At 62.2% G+C, this 14,403-nt stretch carries 13 protein-coding genes; 10 read left to right on the top strand and 3 right to left on the bottom strand.

The genetic code is table 11. The annotated features are described in order from the left end of the window. Positions 1-31: 31 nt before the first annotated feature. Both KQ659_RS16220 and KQ659_RS16215 read right to left on the bottom strand, forming a co-directional pair. Entirely contained in the window at positions 32-748 is a 717-nt protein-coding gene (locus KQ659_RS16220; protein ID WP_216680109.1) for a TVP38/TMEM64 family protein, read from the bottom strand. A gap of 80 nt (positions 749-828) precedes the next feature. Then, entirely contained in the window at positions 829-1,728 is a 900-nt protein-coding gene (locus KQ659_RS16215) for a DUF2167 domain-containing protein (protein WP_216688213.1), read from the bottom strand. A 197-nt stretch (positions 1,729-1,925) separates the two neighbouring features. Here KQ659_RS16215 and KQ659_RS16210 point away from each other — a divergent pair, with 197 nt between their 5' ends. From KQ659_RS16210 to KQ659_RS16200, 3 genes are all read left to right on the top strand, one after another. Then, a complete protein-coding gene (locus KQ659_RS16210) occupies positions 1,926-3,065 on the top strand; it encodes a cystathionine gamma-synthase (protein ID WP_216680111.1) in 1,140 nt (379 codons plus the stop codon). Further along, positions 3,065-3,589, top strand: a complete 525-nt coding sequence (locus KQ659_RS16205) for a hypothetical protein (protein WP_216688214.1) — start codon at positions 3,065-3,067, stop codon at positions 3,587-3,589. Before KQ659_RS16210 ends, KQ659_RS16205 begins: the two co-directional genes overlap by 1 nt. A gap of 221 nt (positions 3,590-3,810) precedes the next feature. Then, entirely contained in the window at positions 3,811-4,389 is a 579-nt protein-coding gene (locus tag KQ659_RS16200; protein WP_216688215.1) for a maleylpyruvate isomerase N-terminal domain-containing protein, read from the top strand. A 66-nt stretch (positions 4,390-4,455) separates the two neighbouring features. Here KQ659_RS16200 and KQ659_RS16195 read toward each other — a convergent pair whose 3' ends face one another. Beyond that, on the bottom strand, positions 4,456-4,773 hold the full coding sequence (locus tag KQ659_RS16195; RefSeq protein WP_216688216.1) for a hypothetical protein: 318 nt from the start codon (positions 4,771-4,773) through the stop codon (positions 4,456-4,458). Between KQ659_RS16195 and KQ659_RS16190 the strand changes: the two genes are divergently transcribed. From KQ659_RS16190 to KQ659_RS16160, 7 genes are all read left to right on the top strand, one after another. Continuing rightward, positions 4,772-4,987 carry a hypothetical protein gene (locus KQ659_RS16190; RefSeq protein WP_216680115.1) on the top strand — a complete coding sequence of 72 codons (216 nt, stop codon included), beginning with the start codon at positions 4,772-4,774 and terminating at the stop codon, positions 4,985-4,987. The two genes, KQ659_RS16195 and KQ659_RS16190, sit on opposite strands and share 2 nt — an antisense overlap. 100 nt (positions 4,988-5,087) lie before the next feature. Continuing rightward, entirely contained in the window at positions 5,088-5,918 is an 831-nt protein-coding gene (locus KQ659_RS16185; protein ID WP_216688217.1) for a metallophosphoesterase family protein, read from the top strand. Then, positions 5,918-6,553: a hypothetical protein gene (locus KQ659_RS16180; RefSeq protein ID WP_216680117.1), complete on the top strand. Its 636-nt coding sequence runs from the start codon at positions 5,918-5,920 to the stop codon at positions 6,551-6,553. The genes KQ659_RS16185 and KQ659_RS16180 overlap by 1 nt, the downstream gene beginning before the upstream one ends. A 182-nt stretch (positions 6,554-6,735) precedes the next feature. After that, entirely contained in the window at positions 6,736-6,960 is a 225-nt protein-coding gene (locus KQ659_RS16175; protein ID WP_216680118.1) for a hypothetical protein, read from the top strand. Next, positions 6,961-7,743 carry an MBL fold metallo-hydrolase gene (locus tag KQ659_RS16170; protein WP_262905602.1) on the top strand — a complete coding sequence of 261 codons (783 nt, stop codon included), beginning with the start codon at positions 6,961-6,963 and terminating at the stop codon, positions 7,741-7,743. It begins immediately after the preceding gene. 684 nt (positions 7,744-8,427) lie between these two features. Further along, positions 8,428-11,199, top strand: a complete 2,772-nt coding sequence (locus tag KQ659_RS16165; protein WP_216688219.1) for a TonB-dependent receptor — start codon at positions 8,428-8,430, stop codon at positions 11,197-11,199. A 382-nt stretch (positions 11,200-11,581) separates the two neighbouring features. After that, on the top strand, positions 11,582-14,389 hold the full coding sequence (locus KQ659_RS16160) for a TonB-dependent receptor (RefSeq protein ID WP_216688220.1): 2,808 nt from the start codon (positions 11,582-11,584) through the stop codon (positions 14,387-14,389). Positions 14,390-14,403 lie beyond the last annotated feature (14 nt).

The following is a 14,403-nucleotide window of genomic DNA, read 5'->3' as shown; positions in this document are numbered from 1 at the left end:
CAGCAAGTGACTAATAATCAGCTGGAGATTTTTACTGATTTCCGGTGCCGCCTTGGCGCAATACCCGATTCAGGGCTTGGTTGAAGACAAAATAGAGGCCGAATAGCGAGGCCGCCACCAGCCCCACCAGCACCAGTTTGCTGAGGGTGCCTTCGTCGGGGTCCTTCAGCAGGGCCAGCACGTCGGAGGCTTCCGTGCCCAGCCAGTAGAAGAACAGGCTGCGCGGCAGCATGCCCAGCACCGAAGCGGCCAGGAAGCGCTTGCGCGGCACGCCCACAATGGCCAGCACAAACGTCATGAGGGCAAACGGCAGCACGGGCGAGAGGCGCGTGAGCAGGATGAGCTGCCAGCTCTGGTTTTGCAGCTCGCCCAGCACGGCCTCGGCCTTGGGAAACAGATGCAGGAAGTGGCGCAGCTTGCCGTGGTCGAGCCGCTTGGCCAGCTCGTAGCCGATGGCGGCCGCCAGCGCGTAGGCCAGCACCATGCCCGGCAGCCCCGCCCACCCGAAATAGTAGCCCGTGATGATGGCCACGAACGTGGTAGGCGTGAGGGCAAAGGCCATGGTGAAGGCAATAACCACGAAATACAGCACGACCTGGCCGGCGCTGAGGTGCTCCAGCAAATCCTGCTTTTCGTAGAGCAGCGTTAGCAGCGAGGCCGAACCCAGCAGGGGCACGGCCACCAGCAGGAACATGGTGAAGAACGTGGAGAAGTTTTTCTGGAAAAGCTCGCGCAGCAGTCGGAACATAAGGAAGGCCGAAACCCCGCCAGTTGGCAGCGGGGCTTCGGCCTGCAAGTACGGTGGAAAGCGGGGGAGCGACGAAATATTTACGCCTCGGGGGTTTCTTCGGTGGGCTCGTCGTCGGGGGTGGGGCCGCCGGCGGGGGCCAGCTTTTTGCCGGTGAAAAAGCGCTTGGTGCCCGCCCAGGCCCCGCTGAGCGCCAGCAGGCCCAGCTTCCAGAACTTCAGTATCACGGCAAACAGGCCCACTTTGGCCAGCACTTTGCCCGCAATCAGTCCGCCGATGCCGTAGGCGGCCACCTCGTCGAGGCCGGCTTTGAAGTCGGTGTACTGCTGGCCCTTGGCGAAGCTCACGGCGCTGAGTAGGCCCGGAATGCTGGCCTTGATGTCGGCCAGCTGTTGCTCGGAGCCCACGGCATTCAGAATGAGCACACCCTTGCGGCCGAGCACGCGCAAGTTGTAGTTCAGCGTGTTATTGGGGCTGTTGCCGAAGTTCAGGGTTTTGGCCCAGTGCAGGGTGTGCGTGGTTTTGTCGTAGTAGGGCGAAGAGGCCCAGCCCACCAGCGCCACGGGCTCGTAGCCGGCGGCGGTGCGCTCCTTGTTGGCATCCACCATATCGTCGCGCATTTCCTTCAGCAAGTCGTCGTAGTTGATGTCGTCGGCATCGTCGTCCTTCACATGGCCCGAGGGGTCATATTCGATGACGTAGGCCCAGCTGTTTTCATCCAGTGGATTCAGCTTGCTGGGAAACAGCATGCCCAGCGAGCCGCCGTCGGGGTTGTGCCAGTAGCGGGTGAGTACCGTGCGGCTCTGGGCCGAGTCGAGGTAGCGAAAACCGCTGGGCACCTCAATCTCGCTGATGCCGCCGGGCAGCGTGACGTGGCCCTGCTGGTAGTGCAGGGCGTGGTTCAGCGAATCGATGTAGAAGGTGCGGCGGGCGGTCGAGTCGGCGGCCGTGAGCAGTGGTTTGGGCGTAGCCTGGGCCACCAGTGGTAGCCCTAGGTAGCCAGCGCGAGTAGAAAATGCTTCATGTAGGAGCAGGGGAAAAGGGGGGAATGAAAGGAATTGAAAAAATCAGCAGGTAAGATAGGCACGGCCGTCGAGCCGGCAACCGGGGCCGTTTCCGATTAATCGCCGACCTTTGCCGGCGGCCCATCCGGCCGCTCAACTTCTACAGCCCACCCATGAAATTCGCCACCAAAGCCATTCACGCCGGCGTGCACCCGGACCCCGCCACCGGCGCCATCATGACGCCCATCTACCAGACTTCGACCTACGTGCAGTCCTCGCCCGGCAAAAATATGGGCTTCGAGTACTCGCGTACCCACAACCCCACTCGCTCGCAGCTGCAGGCCGCCGTGGCCGCCCTCGATAACGGCAAGCACGGCATCGCCTTCGCCTCCGGCATGGCCGCCATCGACTGCGTGATGAAGCTGCTGAAACCCGGCGACGAAGTCATTTCGACCAATGACCTGTACGGTGGCAGCTACCGTCTCTTCACCAAAGTGTACGAGCCTTATGGCATCAAATTCCACTTCGTGCCCATGCATGATATGGAAGCCGTGAAGGCCGTGGTGAGCGAAAAAACCAAGCTGATTTGGGTGGAAACGCCCACGAACCCGCTGCTCAACATCATCGACATCGCCGCTGCCTCGGCCGTGGCCAAGGAGTGCGGTGCGCTGCTGGCCGTGGATAACACCTTCAGCACGCCCTACCTGCAAACCCCGATGGACCTCGGGGCCGATATCGTGATGTACTCGCTGACCAAATACATGGCCGGCCACTCCGATACCGTGATGGGTGCGCTGGTGGTGAACGACGACGAGCTGCACGAGCGCCTGAGCTTCTATCAGAATGCCTGCGGTGGCACGCCCGGCCCCCAGGACTGCTTCCTGGTGCTGCGCGGCCTCAAAACCCTGCACATCCGCATGCAGCGGCACTGCGAAAACGGCCGCGCCGTGGCCGAGTACCTGCGCCAGCACCCCAAAGTGGAGAAAGTGTACTGGCCCGGCTTCGAAAACCATCCCAACCACGCCATCGCTGCCAAGCAAATGCGCGATTTCGGTGGCATGCTTTCTTTCATCCTGAAGGGTGATAAGCAGGAGGATGCCATCGCCGTGCTCGAGAAATTCCAGTACTTCACCTTGGCCGAAAGCCTGGGCGGCGTGGAAAGCCTGAGCGGCCACCCCGCCACCATGACGCACGCTAGTATTCCGGCCGAGCAGCGCCGCAAGTCGGGCCTCAGCGACTCGCTCATCCGCCTGAGCGTGGGCATCGAGGATGCCGAGGATTTGATTGCCGATTTGGCCCAGGCCATCGGGTAATGCGGAATTTTTCAATTGCGGCCGCCCTGTGTGGGCTGCTGGGGCTGGCGCTGCCAGCGGCGGCCCAGCAGCCCGCCCCAGCCCCCGCCGGGCCCACCAGCCGGGCCAACCTGATACTGGTGCAAACTGCCGCCCGGCCCGATTCGGTGCTGGTCGGTTTGCGCACGTATCTGGTAAACAACGGCTTCGTGCCGGACACGCTGGACCCGGTGCGCGGCCTGCTCACGACCCGGGTGCTGGCGGAGGGCGAGCTGCTGGCCGAACAGATGAAAATCCGGGCCGTGCGCACGGCCGCTGGGTGGAGGCTCACGGGCGTTTACCTCATGGGTGGGCCAGGCGGCAGGAATTTTACCGCGTTTCCAGCTCTGAATTTTGGCCTGAACGATGCCCCGGCGAAAACGGCTTTCCGACAGCTGGATGGTGCTGCCCATGCCATTCCCGGCGGTACCCTGAGCTACGGCCGGGCCAAAGTGCCGTTCGGGGCGTTTACCAAATGGCAGGACGCGCTGAAAATGCCTTGGTGAATGACTATTTAAACGCTTGTGTCTTGCGTCCGCTCATCCGCTTGAGCATATGCATCGTAGAAGCCGAGAACTTGATTGCGGACCTGGCCCAGGCCATCGGGTAATTTGGACAAAACAAGCACGTCATGCCGAGCGTAGCCGAGGCATCTCGCGTGTAGTAGTAATTCTTTTCTTGCGATTGGATTTACTATTGCACGCGAGATGCCTCGGCTGCGCTCAGTATGACGTTCTCTTTTTTTGCTTGCTCCTGCCTGTCATGCCGCCCACCATCCCCAATCATCACCCTGCCGCTCTTCCCGGAGCTGGACCGCCTGCTGCTGGAGCTGCTGCCAAGTCTGACGCCCGCCGACTGGCAGCGCCCTACTCTGGCCCGCGAGTGGACGGTGCAGGACGTAGCCGCGCACTTGCTCGATGGCAACCTGCGCACGTTCTCCATGTTGCGCGACGGCCATTTTGGCGAAGCCCCGGCTGATACCAGCTACGCCGGCATTGTGGCCTACCTCAACCGGCTGAACGCCGACTGGGTGCGAGCCGCCCGCCGCCTCAGTCCGGCGGCGCTGATTGAGCTGCTGGCGCAGTCGGGTTGCGAATACACGGCCTATCTGAACACGCTTGACCCGTGGGCCCCGGCCGCTTTTGCGGTAGCCTGGGCCGGCGAAAGCGCGTCGCTGAACTGGTTCCACATGGCCTGCGACTACACCGAGAAATGGCACCGCCAGCAGCTCAATCAGCACCGCTGTGGGCCAGACCGCGCCGCTGATGCAACCGGCATTTTTTTCAGCCATTTATTGAGACAATGATGCGGGGTTTGCCGCACGCGTACCGGGCAGTAGCTGCGCCGGTGGGCACGCTGGTCCGAGTGGTCGTCACGGGCAATGCGGGTGGGCACTGGGAGGGAGCTGGCCCGCACGGCTGGAGGCTGGCAGCTGCAGCCGCCCGGGGGCGCCACCCCGGCCGCCATCGTCGCGCTGGCCCCGGCCGATGCGTGGCAGCTGTTCACCAAAGGCCTGAGCGCACCAGAGGCCCGGGAGCAGGCTCAGGTAGCCGGCGATGCGGCCCTGGCCCTGCCTAACCCTGCGCATGGTGGCCGTGATGGGGTAGGGGAAAGCGGGCTGGCACCGGGCGGGGGCAATCTGCAGCCGGCGGCGCGGCGTACGTGTGCCGCCTACTGCCAAACTACTCATGATGTCGCTGCACCCGCTGCTGTTGTTTCTGATTTTTTGCTGCAGCGGCTGCGCCGTGCAGCTCCCGGCCGCCGCTACCGGCGCAAAAGCAAAAGTGTCTGGCGAGTCGTTTCTGGCGCTGGGCTACTCGTCCACCATCGGCGCGGGCGTGGAGGGTGCGGCCTGTTCGCCCGCGCCGCCGCCGCAGTGCAGGAATCGGGCAGGCAAAGGTTAAAAGTGAATTAATTTCCAACCCTTACCCGGAAGAATCAGTTTAAAGAGGATTATGTGTTAATTCTGTTTTTATTGGTCGGTCCTGGGCCGGTTTTATCATTATGCTTTTCCTTCCTAATCTGCGCCGCTGGAGGCACGTGCTGCCCGGCATCGCACTGCTGGGATTAGCCGGCTGTAACCTCATTGAGTTCAGCCCCAACGACCACCGCGTCCCCGAAGAATTCACCAACCTCACCGAAAAGAACCTGGCCAAGCTGCAAGCCCGGCCCCTCGCGCCCGGCGATTCGCTGCGCTTCATCTTCACCGGCGACTCGCAGCAGTTTTACGACGAGGCCGAGGCCCTGGTGGCCAGCGTGAACCAGCAGCCCGGCATCTCCTTCCTGGTGCTTGCCGGCGATATTTCCGATTTCGGCCTAGCCCGCGAAATGCAGTGGATGGATGAAAAGCTGCGCCGCCTCACGGTGCCCTACGTCACGGTTATCGGCAACCATGATTTGGTGGGCAATGGCCGGCCTACCTACCAGCACATTTTCGGGGCCTTCAACTACTCGTTTGTGTATGGCAACACCAAGTTCATCATGGTGGACACCAACGGCCGCGAATATAATTTCGACGGTACCGCCCCCGACATGGCCTGGCTGAAACCCCAGCTGGCCAATTTCGACGGCGCCCGGCGGCAGGTGGTGATTTCGCACGTACCGCCTACCAACGACGACTTCGACCCCGCCCTGCGCACGCCCTACGTGCAGGCCCTGCACGAAGCCCCGAACCTGGTGTTCGAGATGAACGGCCACAACCATTCCTACAGCATCACGCAGCCTTATAACGACGGCGTAACCTACGTTAATTCCGACGCTTTTTCGGAACGGCGCTACCTGGTGGTCACCGTGTGGGGCGACAAGCAGTTTCGCATCAAACGCGTCAAGTTCTAATGAAAGAGCTCCTGTTCTCCGCCCTTTTGCTGGTTGCTGGTGTTCCGGCCTTCGCCACCCCGCCCGATACCGCCGCCGTCCGTATTCCCCCCGCTGCCCGTCGCGTCGAGCGGCCCTGGTACCGCCCCGCCCACCTGGCCTTGCAAACCGGTGGCGGCCTGGGCATGGTAGCCGCCGGGGCCGGCTACGAATTCTCAAAAACCCATCTCGAAACTGATATTCTTATCGGCTACGTGCCAAAGTATTACGCCGGCTCCACGCTGAGCCTGGCTTCGCTGAAGTTCATGTATTCGCCCTTCCACTTGCCGGTGGGCGATAAATTCCAGGTGGTGCCCCTCACCGTGGGCGCGTATTTTAGCTACACCCACGGCACCATCAACGACGAGCTGAAGGGCCAGTACGCCAGCGACTACTACTGGTTTTCGACCGATACCCGCTATGGGCCGCTGCTGGGCAGCCGCGTCACGTTTCTGGCCCCGCCCGTGGCGGCCACCGGCCAGCCGCGCAAAATATCCCTGTATTATGAGCTGGGTAGTAACGATTTGTACCTTGCTAGCTACCTCAATAACCGCAACGGCGGCCTGGGCTTCGGCCAGCTGCTGACCTTGGCGCTGGGCATAAAAGCCGATTTTTAGCCTCGCCCGTAAAGGCAGAATCTTCAGGCCGTGCTTTCCCAGAGTCGTTGCGCCGGTCTGACCGCCCTAGGCGGTCAGACCGGCGCAACGACTCTGGGAAAGCACGTTCGGGGCTCCCACCTTTAGCACAGCTTTCCGGTCCTTCATCAAACATTGCGGCCGCTGCTTCGTCTGTGCTCGCGATGAAACCAGTAGCCTCCGCCCGCCTGCAAGCCGTTCGCACCGGCAAAATCTACCAGAACGCCGTGCCCACGCGTGTTGGCCCGCCCTCCGGCTACGGCGTGCTCCTCAAGCGCTGGTTGTGTGAAAAGGCTGAGCGGGAGCCCCAAAAGCCCCTTGGTCCTTTCCGGGCCGATGTTGCTGCCCTGGCGGCCCCCGTGTCGGCCACGGCCCTGCGCGCCACCTAGCTGGGCCACAGCAGCATGCTGTTCGAAATCGATGACCGCCGCATCCTCGCCGACCCTGTGTGGAGCGAGCGGGTGTCGCCGTCGCAGCTGGTGGGGCCGAAGCGGTTTTTTGTCCCGCCGCTGGCTTTGGATAAGCTGCCGAATCTGGACGCCGTCGTCCTCTCGCACGACCATTACGACCACCTCGACCCCGCCGCCATTCGGGTGCTGGGCCGCACGGGCGTGCCGTTTTTCTGCCCACTGGGTGTGGGCGCGCACCTGCGCCGTTGGGGCGTACCCGCCGTCAGCATCACCGAGCTGAGCTGGTGGGAATCGGCCCGGTTGGGCGACGATTTTACGCTGGTGGCTACGCCGGCCCGGCATTTCTCGGGTCGGGGCCTCACCAGCAATAATACGCTATGGGCCTCCTGGTGCCTGCTCGGGCCAACGCACAAAGTGTTTCTTGGCGGCGATTCCGGCCCCTTCGAAGAAGGCTTCCGGCAGATAGGGGAGGCCTACAGGCCGTTCGATTTGACGATGCTGGAAATCGGCGCTGCCGACCCCGCGTGGGCCGATATCCACCTGGGCCCCGACCACGCCTTCGCGGCCCACCGGCTGCTGGGCGGCTGCCCGCTGCTGCCGCTGCACTGGGGCACGTTCAACTTGGCCTTTCATGCCTGGCGGCAGCCCGTGCAACGCCTGCTCGAAGCCGCCGGGCCCGAAGTACCGCTGCTGCTGCCCGCCCCCGGCCAGCGCATGGACGTAGCCGCCGGTCCACTGAATTCGCAGTGGTGGGAGCGGTAGTGCAGCCTTAGTAGTTGGTTATGACGGGTTTTTTTAGCGTCTGTCATCCTGAGCTTGCGAAGGACCTTATCACGGCTGGAACGTATTTGAACCTGGCTATTCGACCGTGACAAGGTTCTTCGCAAGCTCAGAATGACAGGATTTTTGAATTACCAGACGGATGCGAAAAACATTTGCCGCGCCCGTCGCTTATACCCACTCGATTCCGGCCGCTGCCGTGGCCCGGCAATCTGACTTTATGCTTATCTCGTGATACAATTCCTCGCAGCCGCCCCCTTATCGGGCAATCGGCTGGCCTCTCCCAGCTTTTCCCCGAACCTTGCCAGCTTGCCAGCGTTCATGCGCGTGGCCGTGGTAGGATGCTGTTGCTGTTGTTGTTAGGATAGGGTGTTGGCTGGGAGTGCCTGAGTGCCTTGCCCGGCTGAATGCCAGTCCAGAAAAGTGCGGGTGTCTGATTCCAACGTAGCAACTGCCGCGTTGCTGGCGGGCCAGTCGCGTAACCCGTTTGGGTGTTTCTGGTATATGCTATTTGTGAAATTTATGGGTGCCTTGCCGGGCAGAGCTGCTTCGTGGGTGGCTCTCGCCAGTCGACACCGTGGCTTTTCTTTTTTTTGGGTTAATCCGGCCTAAACCCCATTCTCTGGGCTGCCGGAAACCTGTTTTATTTCCCTCTCTTTTTTACTGATGATACACCCCACAACTACCCGCATCGGGCTGGTGGCGCTGCTCCTGTGGCTGACCGCCGCCACCACCTGGGCCCAGAACCTCACCGTAACCGGCCGCGTGCTCGACGCCACCGGCCAGACCCAGCCCGGCGTGACCGTGCTCCAGCAAGGCACTTCCAACGGCACCAGCACCGACGGCGACGGCCGTTTTAGCCTCAACAACGTGCCCGGCACCGCCACGCTGGTGTTTTCTGCCGTGGGCTCGCTCACGCAAACCGTGCCGTTGAACGGCCGCACCACCCTCGAAATTCGCCTCGCCGCCAACCAGACCGAGCTGAACGAAGTGGTGGTCACCGGCTCGCGCGCCACCGAGGGTCGCTCCAACATCCTCACCACCTCGCCGGTGGACGTGATTTCGGCCCGCGAAATCAAGGCTTACGCCCAGACCGACATCACCCAGATTCTCACCTACATCGCGCCCTCGTTCCAGAGCACGCGCCAGACCGTGACCGACGGCACCGATTTCGTGGACCCCGCCACCCTGCGCGGCCTGGGCCCCGACCAGGTGCTGGTGCTCGTGAACGGCAAGCGCCGCCACACTTCGGCCCTCGTCAACATCAACGGCACGCCCGGGCGCGGCTCGGTGGGTACCGACATGAACGTGATTCCGCCGGCCGCCATCAAGCGGATTGAGGTGCTGCGCGATGGCGCGGCGGCCCAGTATGGCTCCGACGCCATTGCCGGCGTCATCAACATTCAGCTGAAGGACGACACCACCGGCATCAGCGTGAGCAGCACTGCCGGCCAGACCACCAAGAGCGACGGCCAGCTGTTTCAGGCCGATGCCAACCTGGGCTTCGGCCTCGGCCACCGGGGCTTCGTGGACGTGAGCGGCCAGTTCTCGAACCGCAGCTACGTGGACCGCAGCGGGCTCGATACGGCCCCGCTCATCTACCTGGGCACCAGTGGCGGTAACTACCCCGCCGGTCTCACCGACCAGCAAAAGCTCGACCTGAAAGCCCGCGATAATGCCCTGGTGGCCCAGAATGGCTTTAATCGCCGCGACATCCGGGTGGGCGGCGCCGATACCCGCACCTACGGCAGCTTTGTGAATGCGGCCTACACACTGGTCCCCAGCATCGGCCTTGAAGCGTATTTCTCGGGTGGCCTCACGCGCCGCACGGGCTCGTCGGGCGCGCTCTACCGCCTGCCCACGGCCGTTACCCAAACCGATGCCAGCATCTACCCCAATGGCTTCCTTCCCTTCATCAATAGCACCGTGAACGACGGCTCGGCCATCGTGGGCCTGCGCGGCAAGGTATTCGGCTTCGCCGCCGACCTCAGCAATACCTACGGCCGCAACGCGCTGAAATACAACATCAGCAACACCCTCAACGCCTCGCTGCCGGTAGGTACCAGCCCCACCAGCTTCTACGCCGGCGAGCTGGCTTTTCAGCAGAATACCACCAACCTGGGCTTCACCCGCAAGTTCAGCGAAGTGGGCCCGCTGGCCACGCTGAACGTGGCGTTTGGTGGCGAGTTTCGGGTTGATAATTTCCAGATTAATGCCGGTGATGTAGGCTCCTATATCCTTGGCGACCGCAAGGTGAACGGCAGCCCCGCCGCCGCCGGCTCGCAGGGTTTTGCGGGCTACCGGCCGACCGATGCCCTGAACCAGAGCCGCAACAACGTGTCGGGCTACGTCGATTTAGAAAGCGACCTCACCGACAAGCTGCTGGTGGACGTGGCCGGCCGCGCCGAGCGCTACTCCGATTTTGGCTCCAATGTGAGCGGCAAAGTGGCCGCCCGCTATAGCATTCTTGATGGCTTGGCGCTGCGCGGCGCGCTCAGCAACGGCTTCCGGGCCCCCTCGCTCCAGCAGCGCTACTTCACCAACTCCAGCACCCAGTTTACCAGCGGCGAACTACGTGAAGTGCTGACTACCAGTAATGACGACGCCATTACCAAAGCCTTCGGCATTGGCTCGCTGAAGCAGGAAAAGTCGACCAACTACAGCCTGGGCCTCACGGCCCGCCTCTTCAAAGCCATCACCCTGACGGTGGACGCCTACCAGATTGACATCCGCGACCGCATTGTGCTCAGCTCACAGTTCAGCCGCGGCAACCCGGCCGTGGCTGCCATCCTCACCGCCAACCCGCGCCCCGGCCAGAACCCGGTGCAGGGCGTGCAGTTCTTCGCCAATGCCGTGAACACCCGCACCCAAGGCATCGACATTGTGGCCAATGAGCGCCTGACCCTCGGCCCCGATAGCCGCCTGACCCTGACGGCCGCCGCCAACTTCAACGAAACCACGGTGCGCAGCTTCAACAGCTCTGCCACCATCGACAACAACCCCAGCCTGCAAAACACGCTGTTTGACCGCGCCCAGCGCGCTCGCCTCGAAAACGGCCAGCCCCGCAGCAAAATCAACCTCAGCGCCGACTACGGCTACAAAATCTTCGGCCTGAACCTGCGCACTGTGCGCTTCGGCGAGGTGCAGACCAAAGACGCCGACCCCACCCGCTCCTACATCGACCAGACTTTTTCGGCCAAATGGGTGACCGACCTCACTATCAGCGCCCAGGTTATCAAGAACATCGGCTTGAGCATAGGCGTGAACAACCTGTTCAACGTGTACCCCGACCGCCTCTACCAGGACCCCAACAATAACGAGCAGAGCCTGACCTACACCACCCTGGACGGCACCAACCGGGGCCGCTTCCCCTACGGCTCCAACCAGTTCGGCTTCAGCGGCGCGTACTATTTCGGCCGCGTGAATTTCACGCTGTAATCCGGCCTTATTTTTTGCCAAAAAGCCAGCTCCGCGTCCGGGGCTGGCTTTTTGCTGCCTGGTCCCAGGATGCTAAAATGGTGAGGCTTGTTGGGAATTTCTGTTGAATGGCTATTTATACTCGTCACGAAGTGGATTGTGAAAAACGCAGTAGGGTGCGGGGTCGTACCCGGTAGGGCCTGCCCCCGCCCCCTACTTTGGGACGAGTATAATTCAGCTGATTATGCTAATGCCATAATTTGTATTGTATTTTTCAGAAAAGTCCCTCACTTCTACGGTCTCCGCCTATGCTAACCGGTTTAGAAGCCCGGGAAGTGGCTGTCACTAAGAATGGGGGCCTTCAAACGCAGCAGCTTTTCTATTTTCACTAAAAAAATTCTGTATGAAAAACCTTCTACTGTTTCTCTTTCTGCTGCTGGGTGCGACTGCGGCCCAGGCCCAAAAGATTGCCGTAAGCGGCCGGGTGGTGGGGGCCTCCGGCGAGGCCTTGCCCGGCTCCACGGTGCTGGAGCGCGGCACCTCTAACGGCACCAGTACGGGTGCCAACGGCGAGTTTTCACTCTCGGTCAATCCCGGGGCTACTATCACGGTGCAGGCCATTGGCTACACCACCCAGCAGATTCCGCTCAACGGCCGCAACAGCCTCAATGTGCGTCTGCTGGCTGCTGCCCAGGACCTGAACGAGGTGGTGGTAACGGGCTCGCGCGCTACCGAGGGCCGCTCCAACATCCTGACCACTGCGCCGGTGGATGTGATTTCGGCCCGCGAAATCAAGGCCTTTGCCCAGACCGACGTGGCTCAGATTCTGTCTTATCTGGCACCCTCGTTCCAAAGTGCGCGCCAGACTATTTCCGACGGCACCGACCATATTGACCCCGCCAGCCTGCGCGGCCTCGGCCCCGACCAGGTGCTGGTACTCGTGAACGGCAAGCGCCGCCACAATTCGGCCCTAGTGAACATCAACGGCACGGTGGGCCGCGGCTCGGTGGGCACCGATTTGAACGTGATTCCCACGGCCAGCATCAAGCGCATCGAGGTGCTGCGCGACGGCGCAGCGGCCCTCTACGGCTCCGATGCCATCGCCGGCGTGATTAACATCCAGTTGAAGGACGATTCCACCGGCGTGACGGCCAGCAGCACCGCCGGACAGACCACCCAGAACGATGGCAGCGTGTTTCAGGCCGATGCCAACGTGGGGGTTGGCCTGGGCGGACGCGGCTTCTTGGACCTGAGCGGGCAATTCCAAAATCACGACTACTTCAACCGCGGCCTAGCCGACACGGCCCCGCTCATTTACTTAGGTAACAACAGTGGCCAGTACCCCGGCGGCACCGCCGCCGACACCGAGCAGAAGCGCCGCGACCTCAAGGCGGCTGATGATAAAATAGTGGCCGACCGCGGCTACGACCGCAACAACCTGCGCGTGGGCAGCGCCGCCACCCGCAACATTGGGGGCTTCCTGAACGCGGGCTACCGGCTGGGCGGTGGAGTAGAGGCCTACGTGTCGGGCGGGGCCACGTACCGCACGGGCAAGTCGGCCGGCTTTGCCCGCCTGCCCAACCAAGCCACCCAAAGCGACCTGACCGTTTTCCCCGATGGCTTCCTGCCGTTTATCAACACGACCATCAACGACCAGTCGATTATCACGGGGCTACGCAAAACCATTGGCGGCTTCGCGGTCGACGCGAGCAATACCTTCGGCCGCAACCAGGTGCGCTACGACATCAGTAATACCGTGAATGCCTCGCTGCCGCAGGGCTTTGCCCAACAGCAGTTTTATGCCGGCACGCTCACCTTCATGCAAAACACGACCAATCTGGGTCTGGCGCGCAAGTTCACCGAGCTGGGCCCGCTGGCCACGCTGAACGTGGCCTTTGGCGGCGAGTACCGCCGCGACCAGTTTCAGATTGAGGCCGGGGAACGTAATTCTTATATCAACGGCGGGCGCCTGATTGGCACCACGCCCACGGCGTCGGGCTCGCAGGTGTTTCCTGGCTATCAGCCCTCCGACGAGGTAATCAGAAGCCGCACCAACGTGGCTGGCTATGTGGACCTGGAAAGCGATATAACCGAAAAGCTGCTGGTGCACGCCGCCGGCCGCATCGAGCGCTACTCCGATTTCGGCAGCAGTGCCAGCGGGCAGCTGGCCGCCCGCTTTAGCATCGTGGACGGGCTGGCCCTGCGCGGCTCGCTGGGCAACGGCTTCCGGGCCCCCTCGCTGCAACAGCGCTATTTCACCAACGTGAGCACCCAGTTCATCAGCGGCGTACCCAACCAGGTGCTGACGGTGAACAACGAAAACCCCATCGTGCGTAACAGCTACACGGTGGGCGGCACCGGCCAGCAGGGCTTCGGGGTGGCTCCGCTGAAGCAGGAAAACTCGCGCAACTACAGCCTGGGCCTGACCGGCCGCGTGGCCCAGGTAGTCACGCTGACCGTGGATGCCTACCAGATTGACATTGACGACCGCATTGTGCTGTCGTCGGCCTTTACCCGCACCAACGCTATTGTGAACACCATTCTGGGCACGCTGCCCGTGAGCCGGGTGCAGTTCTTCGCCAATGCCGTGAATACCCGCACCCAGGGCATCGACATTGTGGCCAACAGCCGCCTTCCGCTGGGCGAGAAAGGCCGCCTGGCCTTGACGGCTGCCGCCAACTTCAACGAAACCACCGTGCGCAGCTTCAACAGCACGTCTACGACCATCAACAACGATGCGACCGTGGGCACCAGCAACCTCCAGAACACGCTGTTTGACCGCCAGCAGCGTGCCCGCCTCGAAAACGGCAACCCGCGCAGCAAAATCCTGCTCTCGGCCAACTACACCTACGGCATCTTCGGCCTCGAAGCCCGCAGTGTGCGCTTCGGCGAGGTGCAGACCAAGGATGCCGACCCGGCCCGCTCGTTCCTCGACCAGACCTACTCGGCCAAGTGGATTACCGACCTCACGCTCAGCGTGCAGGTCATCAAGCAGGTGGGCGTAGCCGTGGGCATCAACAACCTGTTCGACGTGTACCCCGACCGCATCATCCAGAACCCGCGCAACGACCCCAACAACTTCTCCGTCGACCCGGCCCAGAGCTACAGCTCTTCGCTCGATAACACCAACCGGGGCCGTTTCGTGTACAATGCCAGCCAGTTCGGCTTCCAGGGCGCATTCTACTTCGGCCGCGTCAACGTGGCTTTTTAGTCCAGGGGCTCAGC

The sequence above is a fragment of the Hymenobacter siberiensis genome (genome assembly GCF_018967865.2).
Classification (GTDB): Bacteria; Bacteroidota; Bacteroidia; order Cytophagales; family Hymenobacteraceae; genus Hymenobacter; species Hymenobacter siberiensis.
Note: the sequence above shows the minus strand (reverse complement) of the source record. Positions and strands in the feature narration are given on the sequence as shown.